This window comes from Aeromonas sp. CU5, from assembly GCF_002586745.1.
GTDB classification, from domain to species: domain Bacteria; phylum Pseudomonadota; class Gammaproteobacteria; order Enterobacterales; family Aeromonadaceae; genus Aeromonas; species Aeromonas sobria.
Map to the genome: position 1 here is coordinate 209994 of NZ_CP023817.1, position 23705 is coordinate 233698.

Here is a 23705-nt window from a genome sequence, read left to right on the forward strand (position 1 = left end):
TGTTGTGAAAGTCGACAGTAGCGCACCTGATCCGCTCACTCTATAGTCGGGATGCGATTATTTTTATCGCGAATGAAGTAGCTAAAGGGCAAACCGATCGCGAGATCGGGACGCAAAGCTTCCGGTCCAGGGATGAGCCGTACTTGAGATAGCGGGGCCACCACAGGTTGTTGTGCACCTTTGCCAAGAGGCCGCACTGCTTCTGGGTTACCTGTCAGGGCGTCGCCCTTTTCGTTGCCTACATAACGAAATAGGGAAATATAACAATGCTAAGTCCAAAGCCTACCATGCTGGCCCTCGCGGTCGGTCTCTGTTGTGCCACTTCCGTTTATGCTGCGCCCCCCGGCAAGCCTGCCATTGCCGCGGGCCCCACCAAGTTTGCCATTGTGGAGGTCGATCAAGCCGCCAGCGCCTACAACAATCTGGTCAAGCGGAAGGATGCCGCTGACGTCGAAGTGAGCTGGAACCTCTGGAGTGGCGATATTGGCCAGACCGCCAAGGTGCTGTTTGATGGCAAGGAGATGTGGTCCGGCCCCTCTGCCGCTGCAGGAACGGCTAAATTCAAGGTGAAGAAAGGGGGGCGGTACCAGGCTCAGATAGCCCTCTGCAACGCCGATGGATGTACCCTCTCCGACAAGAAGGAGATAGTGGTCGCCGATACCGACGGCAGCCATCTGGCGCCACTCAAGGCCGCGCTGCAGGAGAACAACAAGCCTTACGCCAACAAGTCCGGCAAGGTGGTGGGGACTTACTATGTGGAGTGGGGGGTCTATGGCCGCAAGTTTACCGTCGACAAGATCCCGGCCCAGAACCTGACCCATATCCTCTATGGTTTCACCCCCATCTGTGGCGGGGATGGCCTCAACGACAGCCTCAAAGAGATCGAAGGGAGCTTCCAGGCGCTGCAGAAAGCGTGTGCCGGTCGCGCCGACTTCAAGGTGGCGATGCACGATCCCTGGGCTGCCGTCCAGATGTCGCAAGGCAATCTCTCCGCTTGGGATGAGCCCTACAAGGGCAACTTTGGCAACCTGATGGCCCTGAAACAGGCTTATCCGAACCTCAAGATCCTCCCCTCGGTCGGCGGCTGGACCCTTTCCGACCCCTTCTATTTCCTCGGTGACAAAACCAAGCGCGATGTGTTCGTCGGCTCGGTGAAGGAGTTCCTGCAGACCTGGAAGTTCTTCGACGGCGTTGATATCGACTGGGAGTACCCGGGCGGACAGGGCGCCAACCCGAAGCTGGGTAGCCCGAGCGATGGTGCCACCTATGTGACCCTGATGAAGGAGCTGCGGGCCATGCTCGACGAGCTGGAGGCCGAGACCGGTCGCCAGTATGAGCTCACCTCGGCCATCGGGGCGGGTGGCGACAAGATCCAGGATGTGGACTACAAGGCAGCCCAGCCCTACATGGATCACATCTTCATGATGACCTACGACTACAACGGTGGCTGGAGCAACACCGAGCTGGGTCACCAGACCAACCTCTATGCGGCGAGCTGGGATCCCAATACCAAGTACACCACCGACAAGGCGGTCAATCAGCTGCTGGCGCAGGGGGTAGATCCTGGCAAGCTGGTGGTCGGTGCCGCCATGTATGGCCGTGGCTGGACCGGGGTGAGCGGCTATCAGGGTAACAACCCCTTCACCGGCAAGGCGACCGGCAAGGTGAAAGGAACCTGGGAAGATGGGGTGGTGGATTACCGCGACATCGTCAACAACCGGATGGGGGCTGGCTGGGAGCAGGGCTATGACGAGGTGGCCGAGGGGCCCTATCTGTTCAAGGCGGCCACTGGCGATCTCATCACTTATGACAATGAGCGTTCGGTCAAGGCCAAGGGGCAGTATGTGCTGGCCAACCAGCTCGGTGGCCTCTTCTCCTGGGAGATCGACGCCGACAACGGCGACATCCTCAATGCGATGCACGAAGGGCTGGGCCACGGCAGTGGCATCACGCCGCCGGTCAACAAGCCGCCATTGGCCAACGCGGGCAGTGACCTCAAGGTGACCGGTCCGACCGAGGTGACGCTGGATGGTTCGGCCTCCCACGATCCGGAGAATAGTGCTCTCAGTTACAGCTGGAAGCAGATCTCCGGGCCGCAGGCTGGCTTGCTCGACGCCACTCAGGCCAAGGCGCGGGTGGTATTGAACGCCGTGGCGAGCGACATCAATCTGGTGTTCGAGCTGACGGTGACCGATGACCAGCAGTTGAGTGCCAAGGATCAGGTTGTTGTCACCAACAAGGCGCCGCAAGCCAACCTGGCACCGGTGGTGAGTGTGCCAGCCACAGCCTCTGTGGAGGCGGGCAAGCAGGTGACCATCAAGGCCACCGCCTCCGATCCTAACGGCGATCCGCTGACCTATCAGTGGAGCGTGCCAGCAGGCATCACCGCGACAGGCCAGAACAGCGCCACTCTGGTGGTGACAGGCCCGAGCGTGACCAGCGACACCGGTTATGATCTTAGCCTCACCGTTTCCGACGGCGGGCTGGATGCCAGCGCGGCAACCCGTTTGACGGTCAAACCGGCCAGCGGCGGCGGTGGTTGCACGGCGACTGATCCGGATGCGGTCAATTGGCCAGTTTGGAAAGCGGCAACCACCTATAACAGCGGCGACAAGGTGAGCCACAACCAGCTGGTGTGGCAGGCCAAGTACTGGACTCAGGGCAACGAGCCGAGCCGCACCACGGATCAGTGGCTGCTGGTGAGCAAGGTGCAACTGGGTTGGGATGCCAACGTGGCCTACAACGGTGGCGAGATCACCACTTATAACGGCCGTCAGTGGAAGGCGCAGTACTGGACCAAGGGCAATGAGCCCGGCAAACACGACGTCTGGCAGGATGTGGGGGCCGCCAGCTGTAAATAAACAAGAGTTGAATGGTCGCGGGGCATGCCAGTCATGCCCCATTTTTATGGCTCTGTCCCAATTATGTGTTGAAAGGCTAAGCTTGAAGTAGGTCATTACCTTGAGGTCTACCATCATGGATACCCCAGCCTTTCAACACCTGTTGTCTCTCTTTCCACAGCTTACCCTGCGCCAACGCCGTGTTGCCCGGCAGGAGCTCATGGCGCCCCACACCATTACCTCACTCAATACCCAGCTACCTGCATGCAGCGGTTGCCCACATTGTCAGGCCGATGCCAATCAGCTGGCACCATGGGGATGGAGTCGCGGACTACGTCGCTATCGTTGCAAACTGTGTCTACGCACCAGTACCGTGCTGACCAAGACCCCCTTGGCCAGATTACGTAAAACGCAGTGCTGGGAAGACTACGCGCAAGCCCTCATTGAAGGACTCACTGTCCGCCGGGCAGCTCTGCGTTGCGGGGTCAGCAAGAACACCGCTTTCCTCTGGCGCCACCGCTTCTTGCGTGCGATGGCCGCCCATCAAGCCACACGGGAAGAGGGCATCGTTGAGGTCGACGAGACCTTCTTCCTCGAGTCGTTCAAGGGGCAGCGGGGATTACCTCGTCTGGCTCGGTGTCGAGGAGGTAAAGGGCGAACCCGGGGAACCGGGCCCGATTACATCCCTGTGATGGTGGTGCAGGACCGTGCTGGTCACCATGCAGATTTTCAGTTGGAAAAGATGAATGCCGAAACAGTTATCGCGGTCTTGAAGCCCCTGGTCTCGCCGGATGCAGTGCTGTGTAGCGATGGTGCGGGCGTATATGCCAGTTTCAGCAAAGAGCAGGGCGTGACCCATAAGGTGGTGCGCAATCGTCAGGGTGAGCGGGTGGTCGGTGCGTATCACATCCAGCATGTAAATGGGTATCACCATCGGTTGAAAGAGTGGATGGAGCGCTTCCATGGAGTGGCAACTCATTACCTGAGGAATTATCTGGGTTGGCGCAGGATGCTGGAGCGTTACGGGAAGGGAGTGAATATCAAAGCGTGTCTGCATGAGGCGTTGGGGTACCCCATGCAACACGTAATTGGGACATAGCCATTTTTATTGGCGCTCTGTGTGCATAAGAGTTAGTCAGATGGACATCGAGCAGACCGAATCTCTTGCTCTTTCTTCATGGACCTCCCAGTCAGCTTCAGCCCTCTTTTCAACAGAGCACGATCTGGCGCTGGAATGGCGCGTATTACCTGAATGTGGTGGGACGGAGGTCATCCCCAAGGCTGCTTTGGCGCACTCCTTTTTGCGACGCCGTTTGTGCTGATACATGGCGGAATCTGCCTGAGCAAAAGCCGTATTGAAATCACCACTGTAATACGCAGAGCCCATGCTGCAGAAGATGGGAGGGGACGCGCTGGCCAACATGTTGGTCAGTTTTTCCTGAGCCTGCTGCAATTCGGTGGGCGAAAAGTGAGTGAGCAACACAAACTCATCACCCCCAAAGCGTGCTGCAATAACATCTTTGCCAAAATGGCGGCGTATTCCGTCTGCGATAAGGCGTAGCGCGCGATCGCCTGCTAGATGGCCACAGCTGTCATTGAGCTGTTTGAGATTGTCCATGTCGATCAGCAGCAGGGTGCCTTCCGGTTGATCGAGTAGGCTCTGCTCGAATCGCTGGCGATTGGCAAGATCAGTCAGCTGGTCGGTATTGGCCAGCTGATAGATGCGGTGGGACTGCTGATAGATGGTGATTGCGTGGCGAATATCTCGTGCCAGGATCGCCATCAGGTGGCTGTCGTAGCGGGTAAATGCATGGCGTTTGCTGCTGTCCATATTCAACATGCCGTAGAGCCGGCCATCCACATGAATGGGGGTGGCCAATGTGGCGCGGATCGGTTGATCACAGCAGTCGATAAGGAGGGTTTGGTCCTCTGTCGTGAGGGGCGTGTTGGCGTTGAGTCTGGAGAGATCATTGATCAGCAGCGTTTTGTGACATCGACCTTTGGTCAGCTTGTATTGAAATGAGTGGGTCAGAGGAAGTTCTACTTGGCGCAGTTTGGCCAGATCCATGCCAATGGCTGCTTCATATCGTAGCATGCCGCTCTCGGACTCCAGTTTGAGCAGACAGCCCATCTCGGCCCCCTGGATCAACATGATGGCCCGCCGAAGCAGATCCTCCAGAAAGGCCTCTTCGGTCTGGTACTGCGCCGAGTTGCGTGCCAGCTCGGTGGTGACTTCATTGATCCGGAGTGCTTCGTCAAGATGTTGCCACTGGCGGTGCAGATGGTAGCGGTAGTTGCGGTAGAGCCAGCTGGTGCAGATAAGGTAGCTCTGTAGTACCAGAACACAGGCGAGTGGAGCCCTTTGCCAGCCGTTGAGGCTGTTGATCAGAAGGAGTATCCCTGACAGCGGCAGCGTATAGACCGTCAGACGAACAAATCTGTCGTATCTGGGTTGTCTGGTTCGGGTTGGAAGATCGATGAGCATGAAGATCCCTGCTGGTCATGCAAAGGGGCGAGTATATATGCATTTAATCTGATTCAGATGACCCCTTGGCGATTTAATGCTCTTACTTGTTGATTTTTATTGGTTTAATGTGACTTGTGTCGCAAAAATGAAATGGCCTTATCATTGACACGCCAAAGGCTGCAAATTTACAAGTGTCTGTTTTTTAATCTTTTATTCGTCAGGTGGCCCTGTGCCCCCTGCTTGATGAACAATGGTCGGATTTGCTTAAACCATTGAATACCCATACAGTTAATCGGCGATTATTTATCGCTGCAAATAAAGTTGTGACAAGGGCAAACCGATTGAAAAGTCGGGACGCAAAGCTTCCGGTCTAAGGGACATGTTGACCTAGGATAGCGGGGCCACCACAGTGTTATGCAGACTGCCTTTGCCAAGGGGTGGTCATTTTTGTGTTACCTGTCGTGTTGCGTTGCCCTTTCGTTTTTTCCATAACGTAAAGGAAAGCAATATGCTAAGTCCAAAACCCGCACTGCTGGCCATGGTGGTCAGTACCCTGCTCGCCTCCTCCGCCGCTTATGCGGCTGCTCCGGGCAAACCCGCCATTGGTTGGGGTCCCACCAAGTTTGCCATCGTCGAAGTCAACCAGTCCGCGAGCGCTTATAACGAGCTGGTCAAGGTCAAGGATGGCGCCGATGTGACCGTCACCTGGAACATCTGGAGCGGCGATATCGGCCAGACTGCCAAGGTGCTGCTGGATGGCAAAGAAGTGTGGTCCGGCCCCTCTTCAGCGGCCGGCACCGCCACCTTCAAGGTGTACAAGGGTGGCCGCTATCAGATGCAGGTCGCGCTGTGCAACGGCGATGGTTGCACCCTGTCCGATGCCAAAGAGATCGTGGTTGCCGATACCGATGGCAGCCACCTCGCGCCGCTCAAGCCTGCCCTGCAGGAGCACAACAAGCCTTATGCCAACAAATCTGGCAAGGTAGTCGGCACCTACTATGTGGAGTGGGGTGTCTACGACCGCAACTTCAGCGTGGACAAGCTGCCAGCCCAGAACCTGACCCATATCCTCTATGGCTTCACCCCGATCTGTGGTGGTGATGGCCTCAACGACAGCCTCAAGGAGATCTCCGGCAGCTTCCAGGCGCTGCAGCGCTCCTGTGCTGGGCGTAAGGATTTCCAGGTCGCCATTCACGACCCCTGGGCGGCACTGCAAAAAGGGCAGGGTGCGCTGGTCGCCTGGGATGAGCCTTACAAGGGCAACTTCGGCAATCTGATGGCTCTCAAACAGGCCTATCCTGACCTGAAGATCCTCCCCTCCGTCGGTGGCTGGACCCTCTCTGATCCCTTCTTCTTCATGCATGACAAAGCCAAGCGTGACGTGTTCGTCGCCTCGGTCAAAGAGTTCCTGCAGACCTGGAAGTTCTTCGACGGTGTCGATATCGACTATGAGTTCCCGGGCGGCGACGGCGCCAACCCCAATCTGGGGGACAAGACCAAAGATGGTGAAACCTATGTGCTGATCATGAAGGATCTGCGCGCCATGCTCGACGAGCTGGAGGCCGAGACCGGTCGTACTTATCAGCTCACCTCCGCCATCGGTGCCGGTTACGACAAGATTGAGGATGTGGATTACAAGGCTGCCCAGCAGTACATGGATCACCTCTTCGTGATGAGTTACGACTACAACGGTGGCTGGAGCAATACCCAGCTGGGCCATCAGGCCAACCTGTATCAGGCGACCAATGGCTCTGCCAACAAGCGCTACAACACTGATTCTGCCGTGCAGCAGCTGCTGGCACAGGGGGTCGACTCCGAGAAGCTGGTGATCGGTGCCGCCGCCTACGGTCGTGGCTGGAAAGGGGTGAGCGGCTATCAAGGCAACGATCCTTTCACCGGTACTGCGACCGGCAAGATCAAGGGAACCTGGGAAGATGGCGTGCTGGACTATCGCCACATCGTCAACAGTCACATGGGGGCAGGCTGGGAGTACAACTACGACGAGACCGCCGAAGCGGCGACCCTGTTCAAGCCCTCCACTGGTGAGCTGATCACCTATGACGACGAGCGTTCAGTCAAGGCGAAAGGTCAATATGTGCTGGCCAACAAGCTGGGCGGTCTCTTCTCCTGGGAGATCGATGCCGACAACGGCGACATCCTCAACGCCATGCACGAAGGTCTCGGCCATGGTGAGGGGATCACCCCGCCAGTCAACAAGCCGCCGGTCGCCAATGCGGGCAGCGACGTGACTGTGACCGGTCCGGCCTCCCTGACCCTGGATGGTTCAGCCTCCCACGATCCGGAGAAAGGCGCCCTGACCTACAGCTGGAAGCAGGTCTCCGGTCCGCAAGCCGTGCTGGGTGATACCACGCAAGCCAAGGTGCGGGTCGATCTGAATGCCGTGAGCGCCGATACCGCGCTGGTATTCGAGCTGACCGTGACCGATGACCATCAATTGAGTGCCAAGGATCAGGTGGTGGTGACCAACAAGGCACCGCAACCGAACCTGCCTCCGGTGGTCACTCTGCCCGCCAGCTTCAAAGTAGAAGAGGGCAAGCAGGTGAGCATCACCGCCAAGGCATCCGACCCCAATGGCGACGAGCTGATCTACCAATGGCAAGTACCAGCCGGTATCTCGGCTACTGGCCAGAACAGTGCCACCCTGGTGGTCACCGGTCCTGCAGTGGATGTTGAAACCGGTTATGACCTCTCTGTGACCGTCTCCGATGGCGCACTCGACGCCAGTGCGGCAACCCGTCTCACCGTTACGCCGATCAATGAAGGCGGTGACGGTGGGGAAGGTGGTTCATGCAATACCACCGACCCGGAAGCGGCCAACGTCCCGGCATGGCAGACCAGCAAGGTCTACAACGGCGGTGACAAGGTGAGCCACAACCAGCTGGTATGGCGTGCCAAGTACTGGACCCAGGGCAATGAACCTAGCCGCACTGCGGATCAGTGGTCACTGGAGAGCCAGGTTGAGCTGGGTTGGAACGCTGCGGTTGTCTACAACGGCGGGGAACTTACCAACCACAACGGTCGTCAATGGAAGGCCAAGTGGTGGACTCAAGGTAATGAGCCGGGCAAGCACGATGTCTGGGTTGATGTTGGCGCAGCAAGCTGCCGTTAAGTTGACATCATTATGATTGTGGCGGGGTCTGTTTAGACCCCGTTTTTGTCTGCTAATAAAGTTAAGAGAGCAACAATAATGAAAAAAAATCGCATCACCCTTCTGCTTGCCGGATTGATGCTCAGTGGCCACCTGTGGGCGGCCGAAGCATACGACATCAACAAATCCTACCCGGGCGGTAGCCAGGTCAACTACAACGGCCAGGTATTTGAAGCCAAGTGGTGGGTCAACCCGGGCCAGACCCCCAGCATGGCGGTTGCCAACGAGTGGGATACCCCGTGGAAGCTGATCGGCGAAGGTGAGGTGACCCCGCCGGACAATGGTGACGGTGACGACAAGCCCACTCCGCCAACACCCACACCTACGCCGCCGGATGGCACCACCACTCCTGTCTATATGAGCCAGGCAGAGCTGGATGCCAAAGAGCGGGCGCTGACCGACTTCCCGGCGATGGAAGCAGTCAAGGCCTCCATTGCTACCCGTGACAATCTGGTGGTGGAAGCGGTGCAGCCGGGCCGTGCCGACAACCCGGATAACGTCAAGCTGGTGGAAAGCCTGCTCAGCGAGAGCCAGTTCAACTACCTGTTCCCGCTGCGCGCTCCCGAGTATACCTACCGTGGCTTGCTGCAGGCGGCGGCCAAGTTCCCAGCTCTGTGCAGCAGCTACAGCGATGGCCGTGATGCCGACGCCATCTGCCGCAAGACCCTGGCGACCATGTTTGCTCACTTCGCTCAGGAGACCGGCGGCCACGAGAGCTGGCGTCCGGAGGCCGAGTGGCGTCAGGCGCTGGTCTATGTGCGCGAGATGGGTTGGAACGAAACCATGCGCGGCGGTTATAACGTTGAATGCAGCCCTAGCGTATGGCAGGGGCAGCAGTGGCCATGCGGCACCTTCGACAATGGCGAGTTTAAGAGCTACTTCGGCCGCGGCGCCAAGCAGCTCTCTTACAACTTCAACTACGGACCCTTCTCCGAGGCGATGTTTGGCACGGTGCGCACCCTGCTCGACCAGCCGGAGCTGGTGGCCGACAGCTGGCTGAACCTGGCCAGCGCGGTGTTCTTCTATACCTATCCGCAGCCGCCCAAGCCTTCCATGTTGCACGTCATCGACGGTACCTGGCAGCCGAACGACCATGACAAGCAGAACGGTCTGCTACCCGGTTTCGGGGTGACTACCCAGATCATCAACGGTGGCGTTGAGTGTGGCGGCAATGCCGAGCATGCCCAGTCCCAGAACCGTATCAACTACTACCGCGAATTTGCCAACTACTTCGGCGTACCGATCCCGGCTGACGAAGTTCTTGGCTGCAAAAACATGAAGTACTTTGACGATAAAGGGGCGGGCGCAGTGCCCATCTACTGGGTTGATAACTGGAACTATATTGCTGGTAATCCCAACGGTGGCAAGAGCTATGAGTGTCAACTGGTGGGTTACCAGACTCCTTATAGTGCGTTCAAAGAGGGTGACTATACCCGTTGTATTCAGCGCTATTTCCCCGAGGTGGTGATTGAAGACAATGGTGGCGGGTCCAACCTGCCACCGGTGGCCAGCATCACTGGCCCGGCGCAAGCCGAAGGCGGCAGCAAGGTCACCCTCTCCGCGCAGCATTCCAGCGATCCGGAAGGCAAGCCGCTGGCGTATGCCTGGACCCTGCCTGCCGGCGCCTCCGCCCCGGCACTGGATCAGGTCACGCTGGAGCTGACCCTGCCCCAGCCGGCCACCGATACCAAGCTGGCTATCAAGTTGACGGTGACCGACGAAGGGAGCCTGAGTCGCAGTGCTAACCACGCCCTGCTGGTCAAAGGGGAAGAGGGGGGGGTAACCCCACCGGATGGTGACTACCCGGCCTACAAGGCGGGCACTCCCTATAAAGCGGGCGAGCGCGTGAGCAATGGCGGCGCCAGCTACGAGTGCAAACCGCATCCCTACACCGGCTGGTGTTCCGGTGCAGCCTGGGCTTATGAGCCAGGTAAGGGAACCGCATGGAGCGATGCCTGGATCAAGCTGTGATCCGGCAATGAGCCAATGCAATAAAAAATGGGGCCTGCGGGCCCCATTCTCGTTTGGTGGAGTTCAGGTTTGGCCGAGGACTCTCTCTGGCCGGGACAGGACAGCACCTGGATGGCGCTGCGATAGGATGTGCGTGATGTAGTTTTATTACTGTTATTGGTGAAATACTTTCACCGATTACTTGCCGTAGCGAAAGTAGTATTCACGGGTGGACGGTGCATAGGCATCTTTCTCTACAATGCCGCTCTTGGTGGTTGCGCCCTTGAGGCGGAACAGGACTGCCAGATTCTCAAACATGGTTTACCTCATCGCTCTGTCATTTATGGTTATGGTGTGTGACCTGGATCACGGTTTGATCCTATGGTTATCTGTGAGCTGGATCAACTTTTTATGTTGTAAATTTACGAAAATCATAGAAAAGGTTTTCAAGTGCAACATTCTTTATGGAAAGGGTTTCTTGTTCATGGAGAGGGTTGATTGGGGTGATGAGAGCGAGTCTGTTTGCGCACCTGCAATAAAGGCAAGAGAGCGGAAGCGTTGCATCGGAAAGGGGCCTGCTGCACGGGCTGCACTCTATCGCGGCTTGAGATCGGAGTTTGAGCCGATTTGTGACATAAAACAGAGAGATAGCATGCTCCTTGCTGGTAAAAACAGCGGACTGCTGCAATTTTGACTAAACGAATCAATGGCAGTTATTTTTGGGTTGACAGCAAAGCTCACGATGCCTATCATCCGCCTCCGTTGCCGGAGATAACTTCGTCAGCGCCGAGGTGAGTTGGGGTTATAGCTCAGCTGGGAGAGCGCTTGCATGGCATGCAAGAGGTCCGCGGTTCGATCCCGCGTAGCTCCACCAATTCTCCTCGAACAATCTGGAATCAAAGGGGTTATAGCTCAGCTGGGAGAGCGCTTGCATGGCATGCAAGAGGTCCGCGGTTCGATCCCGCGTAGCTCCACCAGATTCTCGATTGTTGTATTGAATACCCAGGGCAGTGCGGTGTGTATCACCCAGGCCGACCTTTGTGGGGTTATAGCTCAGCTGGGAGAGCGCTTGCATGGCATGCAAGAGGTCCGCGGTTCGATCCCGCGTAGCTCCACCACTATTTAGGATGAATGGCCGCCAGAACCATTCATTCAGTACCGAATTTGGGGTTATAGCTCAGCTGGGAGAGCGCTTGCATGGCATGCAAGAGGTCCGCGGTTCGATCCCGCGTAGCTCCACCAAATTCAGAATGACTGCCGGTCATTCACACAAATCGGGGTTATAGCTCAGCTGGGAGAGCGCTTGCATGGCATGCAAGAGGTCCGCGGTTCGATCCCGCGTAGCTCCACCAAATTCTTGTGACAAGAAACAAAAAGGCCACCGCAATGCGGTGGCCTTTTTGTTGTACGAAAATTTTATTTCTCCAGCCGAGCGGTGTGGCAGCAGTGATACCATATTGCATTCACACGTTCAGGTGGGCTGGTATCAATTATGGCAATTATCTCTAAGCACTACGCGCAGCTGGAAAGCGGCTACCGTGAAAAAGCCCTGAAACTATATCCCTGGATATGTGGGCGCTGCTCTCGGGAGTTTGTGTACTCTAACCTTCGCGAGCTGACGGTTCATCACATCGATCACGACCATACCAACAATCCTGAAGATGGCAGTAACTGGGAACTGCTTTGTCTGTACTGTCACGATCATGAGCATTCAAAATACACCGAAGCTTATCAATATGGCTCAACGGTCGTTGCTGGCGAAGATGCCAAAAACGCTGCCGGTGGAGCGACCCATAACCCCTTTGCTGATTTAAAAGCGCGGATGAATAAGAAGTCGTAGAGGGATTGCTGACAGAATGGATTCACACCCCTTTGCGGGTCAGCTCCCTGCGGGTGGTGTAACAGGGACGCAGATGTTCCTGGCGTATGATTGAGCTAGGTGACCTAATTGTTATGCTGGCCGGCATCGTGTCTTCATCGATTTCGAATGGAACCTTTCTATGCAGCGCATTCTTTTTGTTGAAGATGATCCCGAGATTGGCCAACTCATCAGCCGTTGGCTTGGTCGCCACGATATGGAGGTGATCCTCGAACCCAGAGGGGATATGGCGCTAGCCCGGATCGAGGCCGAACAGCCCGATCTGGTGCTGCTCGATATCATGCTGCCGGGGCAGGATGGCATGTCTCTCTGTCGGGATCTGCGGCCGCGCTTTGACGGCCCCATAGTGATGCTCACCTCGCTGGACAGCGACATGAACCAGATCCTGAGTCTGGAGCTTGGCGCCAACGATTACATCCTCAAAACCACCCCACCGCCGGTGCTGCTTGCCCGCCTGCGGGTGCAGTTTCGCCAGCACCAGCAAACATCAACCCAACCCGTTGCCACCAGCAGTGTGCCTCAGCAACTGCAATTTGGCCGATTGCACGTCGATGGACCGGGTCGGGATGTGCGGCTCGACGGCGAGAGCATTGCCCTCTCGACCGCTGACTTTGATCTGTTGTGGGAGCTCACTTGCCACGCAGGCCAAATATTGGGACGGGAAACCCTCTTTCGCAGCCTGCGCGGTCGGGAGTATGACGGCCAGGATCGCAGCATGGATGTGGCTATCTCCCGCCTGCGCCGCAAGCTCGGGGATGACCCCAACAACCCGACCCGGATCAAGACGGTCCGCCAGAAGGGCTATCTGTTCGTTCCCCACGCCTGGGAATAACCCTCTTTCGGGAGCACCGCCATGCGCCGTCTCTTTATCCAGTTCTACCTGTTGCTGATCGGCTGCTTTACCCTGGCCATCCTGCTGGTGGGCGTGGTCTATCAGGTGACTGCCGAGCGGGCGGGTGACCGCTACCTCGAGCGGATGATGCAAGGTTCCCTTGGCCTGTTGACCAGCGAGTTAGCGAGAACTCCGCCACAGCACTGGCCGGAGCGGCTGGCGGAACAGAGTAGCCAGTTTACCCTGCCCCTCAAGATCGGCGAGCTGGCACGCCAGCCCCTGGCCAGCGAGGATCAGGCCTTTCTGGCCGCAGGGAACATCGTCATCGTCGAAGAGGATGATACCTTCCTGCAGCGTGTCCCCGATACCGATCAGGTGCTGATCGTCGGCCCGGTGCCCTATCTCTCCTATCTGCACGAACTTCACTGGGTCGATGTGGGGCTGCTGCTGGTGATCGGCCTCTCTCTAGGGCTGCCACTGCTGCTTTGGCTGCGCCCCCACTGGCGCGGCTTGCTCCAGCTCGAGCAAATCGCGCGCCGGGTGGGAGATGGGGATCTCTCCTGTCGTACCAACCTGCCGCAAGGCAGCAGCCTGGCTCGGGTCGGCCGCACATTCGATCAGATGACCGCCCAGTTGCAAGCGATGCTCGCTAGCCGCAAGCAGCTGACCGATGCCATCGCCCACGAGTTGCGCACCCCGCTGGTCAGGTTGCGCTATCGGCTTGCCATGCTTGACCCCCAACCCTCGGAGACCGAGCAGCAGGCACTGGAGCGGGATCTGGGGGCGCTGGATTCCCTTATCGAAGAGATGCTCACCTATGCCAGGCTGGATCGGCCCGAGCTGCCACTCAAGCTCGATGAGCTGGAGCTGGTGGAGTGGGCGGAGCTCCACTTTGGAGACTGGCAGGCACTGCACCCGGAGAAAGCACTGGCTTTGCAACTGCCGGTCATCCAGATGCCCTGGTGCGGCGATCAACGGCTGTTGACGCGCGCCGTGGAGAACCTGATCGGCAACGCCCTGCGTTATGCCGAGAGTCGGGTCACCCTCTCGCTCTCCCGGTTGCAGGATCACTATCTGCTGGAGGTGAGTGACGACGGACCGGGGATCGATCCGGCCCTGGCCCCCCAGATCTTCGAGCCGTTTGTGCGCCTTGATCAGAGCCGGGATCGCCGCACCGGCGGCACCGGACTGGGGTTGGCCATCGTACGCAGCATTGCCCGTCATCACGGGGGCGATGTGGCGCTGCTGGCCAGTGACCGCGGCGCCCGCTTCTGCATAACCCTCCCTGTACATTTGGATACAAACCGTCACCAACCGCTCACTGAAGGACAGCCGCAACAGTCATAGGATGAAGTCATGGAGAAACGCTCCATAACATCAACCCGAATAAGGAAATTGAACATGAAAAAAATTATCCCCCTGACTTTGGCTGCCGTTTTCGCGCTCACCTCCGGTTTCACCATGGCAGCCACCCCGACCAAAGCAGCTGCACCGCAAGCCACCCAGACCAAAGTGGTGAAGAAACATCATAAAACCACCCACGCCAAGACCCCAGCGGTTAAAGTCGCGCCGAAAACCAAGTGATCCAACCGATTACTGGAGATCACAGAGGGAGGCTGACGCCTCCCTTTCCATATCTCCCGATATTTTCCTGACGAGCGCCTCACTCGTCCAAACCGGATCCACGACCCGGCTCCCCTTTGCGGGAAACGGTCAATGACCACAGGAACATGGCATGTGGCGTCATCTCGTTAAATGGTTAGGCCCCTTGTGCAGCTTGCTGCTGCTGGGCACCGCACTGACCGTGCTTTATCACCTGACCCATTCATGGCACTGGCATGATATTCGTGTCGCCATCTGGTCGCAGCCACTGCCCCTGTTGGCAGCCGCGCTGCTATTGACCCTGTTCAGTTATGCCTGCCTCTGTTGCTACGATCTACTGGCTCTCCATGCGCTGGGCAAGCAGCTCCCCTGGCAACAGGTCGGTATCACTTCGTTTATTGCCTACACCTTCTCCAACACCCTTGGCTTTGCCCTGCTCACCGGCACCTCGGTACGCTACCGGATCTACTCCAGCCTGGGGCTCGCCACCGGGGAGGTGGCCCGCGTCGTGTTGTTCTGCTCCATCACCTTCTTCCTCGGCTTGCTGGCCTGGGGGGGCGGCGCCTTGCTGACCAACGATGTCTCGCAGTTGCTGCCAGACTGGCCGCAGTGGGCAGACATCTTGCTCAAGCTGGCCGGCGCCATGGCGCTGTTGCTGGTGGTGAGCTATCTCTGCTGGCCGCAACCCCGGCTCTCCTGGCGGGAACACACCCTGACCCTGCCCGAGTTCAAGGTGCGCTTGCTGCAACTACTGGTTGCCCTGATCGACTGGATGGCCGCGGCCGCGGTGCTGTTTGTGCTGTTACCCGCCCAGAGCGTTCCCTACCCAGTGCTGCTCAGTGCTTTCGTGCTGGCCAGCTTCCTTGGGGTGATGGCTCACGTGCCCGGCGGGATAGGGGTCTTTGAAGCGAGCATGAGTCTGCTGCTGGCCAATTATCTGCCGGCCGACAAGCTACTCGCCTCGCTGCTGCTCTATCGCGGCATCTACTACGTGCTCCCCTTCCTCTGCGCCTTGCTGCTCTTTACCAGTCAGGAGATGCTGCAGCAGAAAGCTCGCTGGCAACGGCTGCAGGGGATCATGAGCGCGGTGCGCGAATTTCTGCCCGCCCTCATCAGCCTGGGTACCTTTGCTGCCGGCAGCCTGCTGCTCTGCTCGGGGATGATCCCTACCATGCGCAGCCGCATCGAAACACTGCTGCAGGTGCTGCCACTCCATCTGCTGGAGCTCTCCCACGTCCTCGGCAGCGTAAGTGGGGTGCTGTTGATCCTGCTGGCCCGCAGCCTCTATCGCCGCCACGACGCCGCCTTTCGCATCAGCCAGCTACTGCTGGTGCTGGGGATGACCTTCTCCCTGCTCAAGGGGGGAGACTGGGAGTCCACCCTGCTGCTTGGCAGCTTTCTGCTGATCATGACCCCCTGTCGCCCGCTGTTCTATCGCAAGGGATCCCTGCTGCATGCCCAGTTCACCCCGGGCTGGCTGATCTCGGTCGGTGCCGTACTGCTGGGGGCCCTCTGGTTGCTGCTTTTTTCCTACCGTCAGGTGGAGTATGACCACGCCCTCTGGTTCCACTTCTCCCCTCACGGCGGTGCCGCCAGAGGCTTGCGTGCCATGGGTAGCGTGGTGGCCGTGCTGGCAGTCGTCGGGGTTGCACAGTTGCTGGCGCCGCTGCGTATCGTGGGCAACAAGCCGGATAAAGAAGCGCTGGCACGCGCTCATGCGCTGGTGGTGCGGGACGGCGGGGGCCACGGCTATCTGGCCCAGCTGAAAGATAAATCCCTGCTGTTCCACCCCGCCGGTGACGCCTTTTTGATGTATGGCATCGAGGGCAACAGCTGGATTGTGATGGGGGATCCGGTCGGTCGCCCCGAGCTGATTGAAGAGCTGCTCTGGCAATTTCGGGAGCGCTGCGACGAGCACGACGCCAACCCGGTCTTCTATCAGGTGTCGGCCCGCTACCTTCCCCTCTATCTGGAGCTGGGGTTGATCCCCTTCAAGCTCGGCGAAGAGGCTATGGTCGATCTGACCCGCTTCGATCTGGCGGGCAGCCGGCTGCGCAACCTGCGCCAGAGCCACACCAAGGGAAAACGGGAGGGGCTGATCTTCGAAGTGGTGGAGGCCACTGCCGTTGCCCCCTTGCTGCCGAGGCTGCAAGCCGTCTCCGATAGCTGGATGCAGAGCAAGATGGGCAAAGAGAAGGGCTTCTCGGTCGGCCGTTTCGAGCCTGACTACCTGACGTTGAGCCCGGCAGCGCTGGTACGGCACGAGGGGCAGATCGTCGGCTTTGCCAACCTCTGGGTCAGCGACAGCAAGGAGAGCCTCTCCATCGATCTGATGCGTTACAGCCTGGATAGCGGCACTGCCCCCATCATGGATTTTCTCTTCGTCGAGCTGCTGTTGTGGGGCAAGGCGCAGGGGTACGCCCGCTTCAATCTGGGGATGGCCCCCATGTCCGGCTTCAATGACCACCCGCTCGGCAGCTATTGGGATCGCCTCGGCAACACCCTGTTTATGCGTGGCAGCCGTTTTTACAACTTTCAGGGGCTTCGCCGCTACAAAGAGAAGTTTTCGCCCAGCTGGGAGCCGCGCTACCTGCTCTGCAACAGCAAGCTGGCACTGCCAAGAACCCTGACTCACCTGATCACCCTGATTAGCCGCGGCCCGCTGGGGCTGATCAAGAAATAGGAGCATGGCCCATGAGAGCCTTGATATTGCTGTTACTCAGTCTCGTACTGCCCATCTCGTCATTTGCGGCGCAAGCGGCCCCGGTCAAGGATGATCTGAGTTTGATTGAACTGCCGGTCAAGCAGCCATCCGACGCCCCCATGGTGGTGTTTCTCAGCGGCGATGGCGGCTGGGCGGCCCTCGACAAGGGGTTGAGCGCCCAGTTGCAACTGCATGGCATGCCGGTGGTGGGCTGGAGCTCCCTCAGCTACTACTGGAAGAAGAAAACCCCGGAACAGGTGACTGCCGATCTGGAGCGGATCCTCGACGATTACCAGGCTCGCTGGCAACGCCCGCGCTGGCTGCTGGTGGGCTTCTCGTTTGGTGCTGAGATAGTCCCCTTCGTCATCAACCGACTGCCGGAGCGCTATCGCCAGACTCTGGAAGGGGCTGTGATGCTATCTCCCTCCACCAGCTCGGATTTCGAGATCCACGTCAGCGACATGCTGACTCACAAGGCCCGCAGCTACCCGACCGAACCGCAGGTGAAGACCATCCGTGATCTGCCGATGATCTGCCTGCAAGGAGCCGATGACGATGACAGCGACCGCCTCTGTCCCCGCCTCAACCAAGCCAATGTCACCACTGTCACGCTACCGGGAGGCCACCATTTTGAAGATGACTACCCCCAGCTCTATCAGGCCATCACCAAACACATGACGCTCACCACGCCCTGAGCGATGATGAAGCAAGAGAGGGTGACCATGCGGTCGCCCTCTCTGTTTATCCGGCATCTCTTGCCAACCACTGCTTATTACCACCACCCAAGCAGGTTACGACCGGTCAGCGCGCCCCACACCAGCGCATTGAGGGCAAGCGAGATAAAAACAGCGGCAGAGCCCATGTCTTTGGCACGGCCGGAGAGTTCGTGATGCTCAGAGCCAATCCGATCGACCACCGCTTCAACAGCAGAGTTGAGGATCTCCACAATTACCACCAGCCAGCTGATGACGATCAGCAGCAATATTTGGTTAAGGCCGTCGCCAACGAAAAAAGCCAGCGGCATCAGCAACAAAATGAGCAGCAACTCCTGGCGAAAAGCGGCTTCATGCTGCCAGGCCGACGAGAGCCCTTTCATGCTGTAGTTGGTTGCATGAATGACGCGAGTGATCCCTGTTGCACCGGGTTTTGCCATTTCCTTTTCCTCTTCCTCTTTTCATGGTGAACACGTCATGGTGAACACGCCCCTGCTGTATAGAAAACCTGAACCCTGGCAGGGGCGTTTACATGACAAATTAAACAAATAGGGGGATGAAAAAGGGGCGCATGAGCGCCCCATACAGGGTTTATTGCACAGTTCGGCACTGGCTGAAGATATCCAGCCCCTGATCGTAGACCGCCGTTTTGACATCCCAGATCCCCAGCACGGACGAAAAGAGATTGTCGTGGGAGTAACGGGTATCGGTGGCCTTCTGCTGCAAGCAGCTCATGTCCAACCCCTTCTCTTGGGAGAAGCCGGGAGACATCCAGACCTGCATCGGCACCCGGGTCTGGTCATCGGGTGCAAATTTGTAGGGCGTACCGTGCAGGTAGAGCCCCAACGCACCCAGTGATTCGCCATGGTCGGAGACATAGATCAGCGCCGTGTTGTACTTCTCTTCGTAGGTTTTCAGTTTGGCAATCAGCTCTGCGATCACGAAATCGGTATAGCGGATGGTGTTGTCGTAGGTATTGACCAGTTCTTCATCCGTGCAGTTTTCGATGTCGCTGCGTGGGCAATCCGGCAAAAACTGACGATGAGTGTCGGGGTAACGCTTGTAGTAGGTCGGGCCATGGCTCCCAATCAGGTGGAAGCCAACCAGCTTGTCCCCTTTCATCTGTGCGACTTCATCATCGAGGTTTTGCAGCACCACCTCGTCATAACAGGTGTTGTTATCGCAGAACTGCGGGTGATCCTTGGGCTTGATCTCGATATTGGGCACCCGATCGCACACCCCTTTGCAGCCGCCGTCGTTCTCTTTCCAGAACACTGAGACCCCGGTTTTATGCAACACATCCAGCAGCCCCTCGCTGTTGCGGGCACGATTGTCGTCATACTCCTTGCGCACCATGTTAGAGAACATGCAGGGCACAGAGACAGCTGTCGCAGTGCCGCATGAGCGGACATCATTGAAAGAGATCACGCCACCGCTCTTGCTGGTAAAGGCATTGGTCTCTTTCCCGTAGCCGTTCATCGAGAAGTTCTTGCCGCGCGCGGTCTCCCCCACCACCAGGAACATCAGGGTCGGCTTATCCTCATTCGCCGCCAGCCGCTTGGCATCATCCCCCAGCGTGATAAAGGGAACCGGCTCAGCCAGATATCGTTTGTAGAGATACTTGGTGGTGCTGTAGACAAAGTTGGCAGGCACGATTTCACGGTTGAGGGTCTGGTTATTGCGGCCGACGGAGACGTAATCCTGATAGTAGAAGGCGGCGATGATCCCGACGATTGCCACTGAGCCCAGCATGGAGAGTCCACGCTGGAAGAGGCCTGCATACCACTTTTTCGGATACTCAATTTTCACAAAAAAGAGCAACACCGCGGGCAACACTCCGGCCAGCAACACCCAGGCCACTATGGGCAAACATATATAGGAGTGGGCTTCGCTCTGGTTGCTCTCGAAGATGTTCTGGATCATGTTCTGATCAAACAGAACGCGGTACTTCATCATGGTGTAGCTGACGATAGAGCCAACCACGAAGAGAAACGCGAAGAACGGCTTGAGCAGATAGCGCACTGAAAATGGCATAAAGACGAAGTTAAGTGCAGCCACCAGCAGGATGGGGATCGATATTGCGAACCCTATCTTGAAGTGCTCCATATTGGTGAAGATCTCATAAAAGTGGAGCAATACTGGCCAATTGAGCAGAAAGGCAAACACCAACGCCAACAATAAAATAAATGGCACAACTCTTATTTTAACAACTGAAGGCATGACTTCTCCCAGAGAGGCATTTCAAACATTGATTTTGGGTATTCCATTACTGCGTGGGGATAGTACCAGAGCAGGACGAAGAGAAAGCCCAATATTTGTAAGGGCGTGTTGCATAATGAGCTTTATCAATAATCTGAAGTATGAGTGAACAATAACCCTTGAACCTTAAGAAAAAATTAAGAGGAAATTGTTGCCTGGCGGACTCTCATCTGGCTAAAAAGCAGTTTTTTTGTCGATTTTATCGAGCTTAAGCATTTCTTAAGAAATCACAGACATGCTCTATTCGACGGATCGTTGTCGAACCACCGGATGGGTGGGCTATGCATCACAGTATCAGCTCTTCAGTCAGCAAAGTGCCGGAGATCACCCTGGCATTCTGGATTATCAAGATATTGGCAACAACGCTGGGGGAAACCGGTGGTGATGCTGTCTTCATGTCGATGGATCTTGGCTATCTGTTGAGTAGCGGGATCGTTGCAGTTATCTTTTTCATCGCCGTTAGCGCTCAAATTTCAGCCAGTAGCGCACTTTATTGGACCACCATTATGTTTTCCCAAACCCTGGGCACGGCATTAGGTGATTGGGTCGCCGATGATGGTGGATTTGGCTACACCGGTGCATGATCCTGTTTGGTGCCGTATTGCTGGCCATCGTCGCAACTTATTTTTTCACCTCAGTATCTCGCACCTTGCTGTTTTGGGCGGCTTTTATCATGACTCGGCCATTAGGCGCTGTAGTGGGCGATTTTCTGGATAAACCACTAAAAAGCGGTGGGTTGTAATTGAGCAGATATTCAGCTTCTTTTAGTTTGTTGGCGGCAATCGTGCTGCTCGTATATCTATCAACCCTTGTAGTGGTCTAATCATCCCGGACACCATTTTAGGTGGTACAGTCGCCACCATGACTTGAGGTGTTCAATGACAAGATTACGTCGCTCATTTACTGCTGAATTCAAACTCGAAGCCGCATCCCTGGTACTCGACCAGGGATACTCTGTCCCCGAAGCCAGCCGTTCACTGGATGTCGGTGAAACCATACTTCGCCGATGGGTTCAGCAGCTCCAATCCGAACGAACCGGCACCACCCCAATCGGCAAAGCGCTGACCCCGGAGCAGCAGAAAATCCAGGAGCTGGAAGCCCGCATCAACCGGCTCGAGCGCGAAAAGGACATTCTAAAAAAGGCTACAGCTCTCTTGATGGCGGACGAGTTCAAACGTACGCGCTGATAGACCGATTAAGGGAGCAAGCCCCCATCAGTATGGTCTGCTGCGCTTTCGATGTTCCAACATCCTGTTTTTACGACTATCTGGCCCGCAAGCGGACGATTAACCGTGAGCGGATGCAGCAACGCAGCGAGTTGCGCCGTTTGTTCAAAGAGAGCCGGAACTCAGCGGGCAGCCGCGCCTTGATGTCGATGATGCGAGCGCTGGAGCATCAGATTGGCCGATTCAAAGTGCGCAGTCTGATGAAGGAGGCCGGTCTGGTATCCAAGCAACCGGGTGCTCATCGCTATCAGGTCGCCCGGTCTGAACGACCGGATATTCCCAATCTGCTGGCGCGTGAATTTGATGTCCAACAACCCAATCAGGTGTGGTGTGGCGATATCACCTACGTCTGGGCAGGTGGTCGTTGGAATTACCTGGCGGTGGTGCTCGACCTTTATGCCCGCCGAGTCGTGGGCTGGGCGATGTCTGACAAGACTGATGCAGAGCTGGCAATAAAAGCGCTCGAGATGGCCTATCAGCAGCGGGGTTGCCCATCAGGTGTGCTGTTTCACTCCGACCAAGGCAGCCAATATGGCAGCCGGGCATTTCGGCAGCGGCTGTGGCGCTATCGCATGACCCAGAGCATGAGTCGGCGTGGCAACTGTTGGGATAATGCACCGATGGAGCGGTTGTTCAGGAGTCTGAAGACAGAGTGGCTCCCGACAACGGGATATATGAACCTGCGGGAGGCGAAGCGGGATATCAGCTATTACCTGATGGATTACTACAACTGGCGGCGTCCACATCAACACAATGACGGGATCGCGCCAGCAAAAGCCGAGGATCGGCCTAACCAAGTGTCCGGATTTAGTTGACCACTACACCTGGAAAATAAAGTCACGGAACAGCAAGAGCTGGACACGGAATAATTTAATGGTGGCACAAGCGACTTCAATGTTGTTTGTGCCACATTGCAATGGTGTGGAGAGTGTTATGAAACATGATGAAATAAAAGTTTGGGATCTTGTCGTCAGATTTTTTCACTGGGCGACAGTCGTATTATGTGTACTCAATCTATTTATTCTCGAAGAGGGGCATCGTAATCATCGCTATGTCGGCTATATCTTGTCTGGATTGTTGGTGATCCGAATTGCGTGGGGTTTTGTTGGATCTCATTACGCAAAATTCACTCAGTGGTTTCCCACTCCAGCCCGTGTAACGGGTTACGTGCAAGCGAGCATGAAAGGGAAACATCCCTATCACGCAGGGCATAACCCGATGGGCTCCTTGATGATTATCCTGTTACTGACCTGTTTGGTTGGCACTGCTGTTACTGGGATTCTGACTAACTATGAGAATCTGTTTGGTGATGAGGTCATGGAAGGTATCCATGAGTTTTTTGCCAAAGCGCTGCAGGTGGCGATTTTCGTTCATGTAGTGGCTGTCATTGCGATTGACCGCTTGACTCATGGCGACTTAATCCGGGCGATGATTTCTGGCAAGAAACGTGTGCCATCTGGAGTAGATGTTGTCGATCGTTAGATCCATTTCATTTACTGCGTAGTTGGGGGATTACCGGGCGGGTACGGTGATGAGATGCCTCAAGAGGTACAAGAGGGTGGCATGGAATGTTTCCTGTGGTACCCCGCGCCAAAAACGACCAAGGGGTTAGCATCCTGACGATGCTAACCCCTTGTTTTATATGGTGCTCCCGACTGGAGTCGAACCAGTGGCCTGTCCCTTAGGAGGGGATGGTTATAAGAGATTTTAAATAAAAAAAATCCTTAAAAAACAATGAGTTAGGAAGGCTTTTGGATTTGAATGTCGCTGAAATAGCGCAAAATAATGCTTGCAACGCATGCGGAAATGCATTATTGGGTGGTGAGATGAGGTTACGAGATGGCGTCCCAGGCAGGATTCGAACCTGCGACCTCGCCCTTAGGAGGGGCGCGCGCTATCCAGCTGTGCCACTGGGACGTGCGCGCATTATATAAAAATACTAATAAAAATAAACAGCTAATGTCATCGCCAGCGGCCACTGAGGTGCAGTTCGGCCCATTTTCAGCCGACAATCGCCATCACTGGATGGGCGGGACCCATTTCACGATACCGATAATACGGATG

General features: G+C 56.7%; 15 protein-coding genes, 6 tRNA genes, 1 pseudogene and 2 riboswitches. Of the genes and pseudogenes, 18 read left to right on the forward strand and 4 right to left on the reverse strand.

Annotation, left to right across the window (positions count from 1 at the left end):
- Nucleotides 1-77 precede the first annotated feature (77 nt).
- Nucleotides 78-165, forward strand: a riboswitch (cyclic di-GMP riboswitch).
- 101 nt (nucleotides 166-266) lie between these two features.
- Both CK911_RS00915 and CK911_RS00920 read left to right on the forward strand, forming a co-directional pair.
- On the forward strand, nucleotides 267-2861 hold the full coding sequence (locus tag CK911_RS00915; protein WP_098968674.1) for a glycosyl hydrolase family 18 protein: 2595 nt from the start codon (nucleotides 267-269) through the stop codon (nucleotides 2859-2861).
- 115 nt (nucleotides 2862-2976) lie between these two features.
- On the forward strand, nucleotides 2977-3939 hold the full coding sequence (locus CK911_RS00920) for an IS1595 family transposase (protein WP_098968675.1): 963 nt from the start codon (nucleotides 2977-2979) through the stop codon (nucleotides 3937-3939).
- Between the two features lie 36 nt (nucleotides 3940-3975).
- Here CK911_RS00920 and CK911_RS00925 read toward each other — a convergent pair whose 3' ends face one another.
- Nucleotides 3976-5325 (reverse strand): sensor domain-containing diguanylate cyclase, encoded by a 1350-nt coding sequence (locus CK911_RS00925; protein WP_098968676.1) that lies wholly within the window; start codon nucleotides 5323-5325, stop codon nucleotides 3976-3978.
- A 303-nt stretch (nucleotides 5326-5628) separates the two neighbouring features.
- Nucleotides 5629-5716, forward strand: a riboswitch (cyclic di-GMP riboswitch).
- 99 nt (nucleotides 5717-5815) lie between these two features.
- Here CK911_RS00925 and CK911_RS00930 point away from each other — a divergent pair.
- The 13 genes from CK911_RS00930 (at nucleotide 5816) to CK911_RS01000 (ending at nucleotide 18138) form a co-directional block, all read left to right on the forward strand.
- Nucleotides 5816-8437: a glycosyl hydrolase family 18 protein gene (locus tag CK911_RS00930; RefSeq protein WP_098968677.1), complete on the forward strand. Its 2622-nt coding sequence runs from the start codon at nucleotides 5816-5818 to the stop codon at nucleotides 8435-8437.
- Between the two features lie 78 nt (nucleotides 8438-8515).
- The gene (locus CK911_RS00935) at nucleotides 8516-10447 is read left to right on the forward strand and encodes a glycoside hydrolase family 19 protein (protein ID WP_172953932.1); all 1932 of its coding nucleotides are present in this window, start codon (nucleotides 8516-8518) and stop codon (nucleotides 10445-10447) included.
- A gap of 777 nt (nucleotides 10448-11224) precedes the next feature.
- Nucleotides 11225-11300: transfer RNA gene (locus CK911_RS00950), tRNA-Ala, on the forward strand.
- A 27-nt stretch (nucleotides 11301-11327) separates the two neighbouring features.
- A tRNA-Ala gene (locus CK911_RS00955) sits at nucleotides 11328-11403 on the forward strand.
- 65 nt (nucleotides 11404-11468) lie between these two features.
- Nucleotides 11469-11544, forward strand: a tRNA-Ala gene (locus CK911_RS00960).
- 48 nt (nucleotides 11545-11592) lie between these two features.
- Nucleotides 11593-11668, forward strand: a tRNA-Ala gene (locus CK911_RS00965).
- 34 nt (nucleotides 11669-11702) lie between these two features.
- A tRNA-Ala gene (locus tag CK911_RS00970) sits at nucleotides 11703-11778 on the forward strand.
- A 140-nt stretch (nucleotides 11779-11918) separates the two neighbouring features.
- Nucleotides 11919-12266 (forward strand): HNH nuclease YajD, encoded by a 348-nt coding sequence (gene yajD, locus CK911_RS00975; protein WP_042021689.1) that lies wholly within the window; start codon nucleotides 11919-11921, stop codon nucleotides 12264-12266.
- A 160-nt stretch (nucleotides 12267-12426) separates the two neighbouring features.
- Complete coding sequence (gene rstA, locus CK911_RS00980; protein ID WP_098968681.1) at nucleotides 12427-13137, forward strand: two-component system response regulator RstA; 711 nt, start codon at nucleotides 12427-12429, stop codon at nucleotides 13135-13137.
- 21 nt (nucleotides 13138-13158) lie between these two features.
- Nucleotides 13159-14484 carry a two-component system sensor histidine kinase RstB gene (gene rstB, locus CK911_RS00985; protein ID WP_098968682.1) on the forward strand — a complete coding sequence of 442 codons (1326 nt, stop codon included), beginning with the start codon at nucleotides 13159-13161 and terminating at the stop codon, nucleotides 14482-14484.
- Between the two features lie 54 nt (nucleotides 14485-14538).
- Entirely contained in the window at nucleotides 14539-14721 is a 183-nt protein-coding gene (locus CK911_RS00990; protein ID WP_042021685.1) for a hypothetical protein, read from the forward strand.
- A 151-nt stretch (nucleotides 14722-14872) separates the two neighbouring features.
- A complete protein-coding gene (gene mprF / locus CK911_RS00995; RefSeq protein ID WP_098968684.1) occupies nucleotides 14873-17422 on the forward strand; it encodes a bifunctional lysylphosphatidylglycerol flippase/synthetase MprF in 2550 nt (849 codons plus the stop codon).
- An 11-nt stretch (nucleotides 17423-17433) separates the two neighbouring features.
- Nucleotides 17434-18138 (forward strand): AcvB/VirJ family lysyl-phosphatidylglycerol hydrolase, encoded by a 705-nt coding sequence (locus tag CK911_RS01000; RefSeq protein ID WP_172953933.1) that lies wholly within the window; start codon nucleotides 17434-17436, stop codon nucleotides 18136-18138.
- Nucleotides 18139-18215: 77 nt separating this feature from the next.
- On the opposite strand, the gene CK911_RS01005 is transcribed toward CK911_RS01000, so the two are convergent.
- Together CK911_RS01005 and CK911_RS01010 are read right to left on the reverse strand one after the other, a co-directional pair.
- Nucleotides 18216-18596: a diacylglycerol kinase gene (locus tag CK911_RS01005; protein WP_098968685.1), complete on the reverse strand. Its 381-nt coding sequence runs from the start codon at nucleotides 18594-18596 to the stop codon at nucleotides 18216-18218.
- Between the two features lie 151 nt (nucleotides 18597-18747).
- Nucleotides 18748-20376, reverse strand: a complete 1629-nt coding sequence (locus tag CK911_RS01010) for an MCR-3-related phosphoethanolamine--lipid A transferase (protein WP_098968686.1) — start codon at nucleotides 20374-20376, stop codon at nucleotides 18748-18750.
- Nucleotides 20377-20696: 320 nt separating this feature from the next.
- On the opposite strand from CK911_RS01010, the pseudogene CK911_RS21620 reads away from it, so the two are divergent.
- The 3 genes and pseudogenes from CK911_RS21620 to CK911_RS01025 all read left to right on the forward strand — a co-directional run bounded on the left by CK911_RS21620 (nucleotide 20697) and on the right by CK911_RS01025 (nucleotide 23123).
- Nucleotides 20697-21238 (forward strand): annotated as a pseudogene (locus CK911_RS21620) (hypothetical protein).
- Between the two features lie 55 nt (nucleotides 21239-21293).
- Nucleotides 21294-22456, forward strand: a protein-coding gene (locus CK911_RS01020) for an IS3 family transposase (protein WP_098968687.1) whose coding sequence is annotated in 2 segments (ribosomal slippage) — nucleotides 21294-21549 and nucleotides 21549-22456 — 1164 coding nt in all. Because the reading frame shifts where the segments join, the coding sequence is not laid out codon by codon here.
- A gap of 118 nt (nucleotides 22457-22574) precedes the next feature.
- On the forward strand, nucleotides 22575-23123 hold the full coding sequence (locus CK911_RS01025; protein WP_098968688.1) for a cytochrome b/b6 domain-containing protein: 549 nt from the start codon (nucleotides 22575-22577) through the stop codon (nucleotides 23121-23123).
- A gap of 358 nt (nucleotides 23124-23481) precedes the next feature.
- Here CK911_RS01025 and CK911_RS01030 read toward each other — a convergent pair.
- A tRNA-Arg gene (locus CK911_RS01030) sits at nucleotides 23482-23558 on the reverse strand.
- Nucleotides 23559-23705: the final 147 nt, after the last annotated feature.

Excerpts from the sequence above, each read along its gene's own strand:
- CK911_RS00915 (WP_098968674.1), top strand. The coding sequence starts at position 267 with ATGCTAAGTCCAAAGCCTACCATGCTGGCCCTCGCGGTCGGTCTCTGT.
- CK911_RS00920 (WP_098968675.1), top strand. The coding sequence starts at position 2,977 with ATGGATACCCCAGCCTTTCAACACCTGTTGTCTCTCTTTCCACAGCTT.
- CK911_RS00925 (WP_098968676.1), bottom strand. The coding sequence starts at position 5,325 with ATGCTCATCGATCTTCCAACCCGAACCAGACAACCCAGATACGACAGA.
- CK911_RS00930 (WP_098968677.1), top strand. The coding sequence starts at position 5,816 with ATGCTAAGTCCAAAACCCGCACTGCTGGCCATGGTGGTCAGTACCCTG.
- CK911_RS00935 (WP_172953932.1), top strand. The coding sequence starts at position 8,516 with ATGAAAAAAAATCGCATCACCCTTCTGCTTGCCGGATTGATGCTCAGT.
- yajD (WP_042021689.1), top strand. The coding sequence starts at position 11,919 with ATGGCAATTATCTCTAAGCACTACGCGCAGCTGGAAAGCGGCTACCGT.
- rstA (WP_098968681.1), top strand. The coding sequence starts at position 12,427 with ATGCAGCGCATTCTTTTTGTTGAAGATGATCCCGAGATTGGCCAACTC.
- rstB (WP_098968682.1), top strand. The coding sequence starts at position 13,159 with ATGCGCCGTCTCTTTATCCAGTTCTACCTGTTGCTGATCGGCTGCTTT.
- CK911_RS00990 (WP_042021685.1), top strand. The coding sequence starts at position 14,539 with ATGAAAAAAATTATCCCCCTGACTTTGGCTGCCGTTTTCGCGCTCACC.
- mprF (WP_098968684.1), top strand. The coding sequence starts at position 14,873 with ATGTGGCGTCATCTCGTTAAATGGTTAGGCCCCTTGTGCAGCTTGCTG.
- CK911_RS01000 (WP_172953933.1), top strand. The coding sequence starts at position 17,434 with ATGAGAGCCTTGATATTGCTGTTACTCAGTCTCGTACTGCCCATCTCG.
- CK911_RS01005 (WP_098968685.1), bottom strand. The coding sequence starts at position 18,596 with ATGGCAAAACCCGGTGCAACAGGGATCACTCGCGTCATTCATGCAACC.
- CK911_RS01010 (WP_098968686.1), bottom strand. The coding sequence starts at position 20,376 with ATGCCTTCAGTTGTTAAAATAAGAGTTGTGCCATTTATTTTATTGTTG.
- CK911_RS01025 (WP_098968688.1), top strand. The coding sequence starts at position 22,575 with ATGAAACATGATGAAATAAAAGTTTGGGATCTTGTCGTCAGATTTTTT.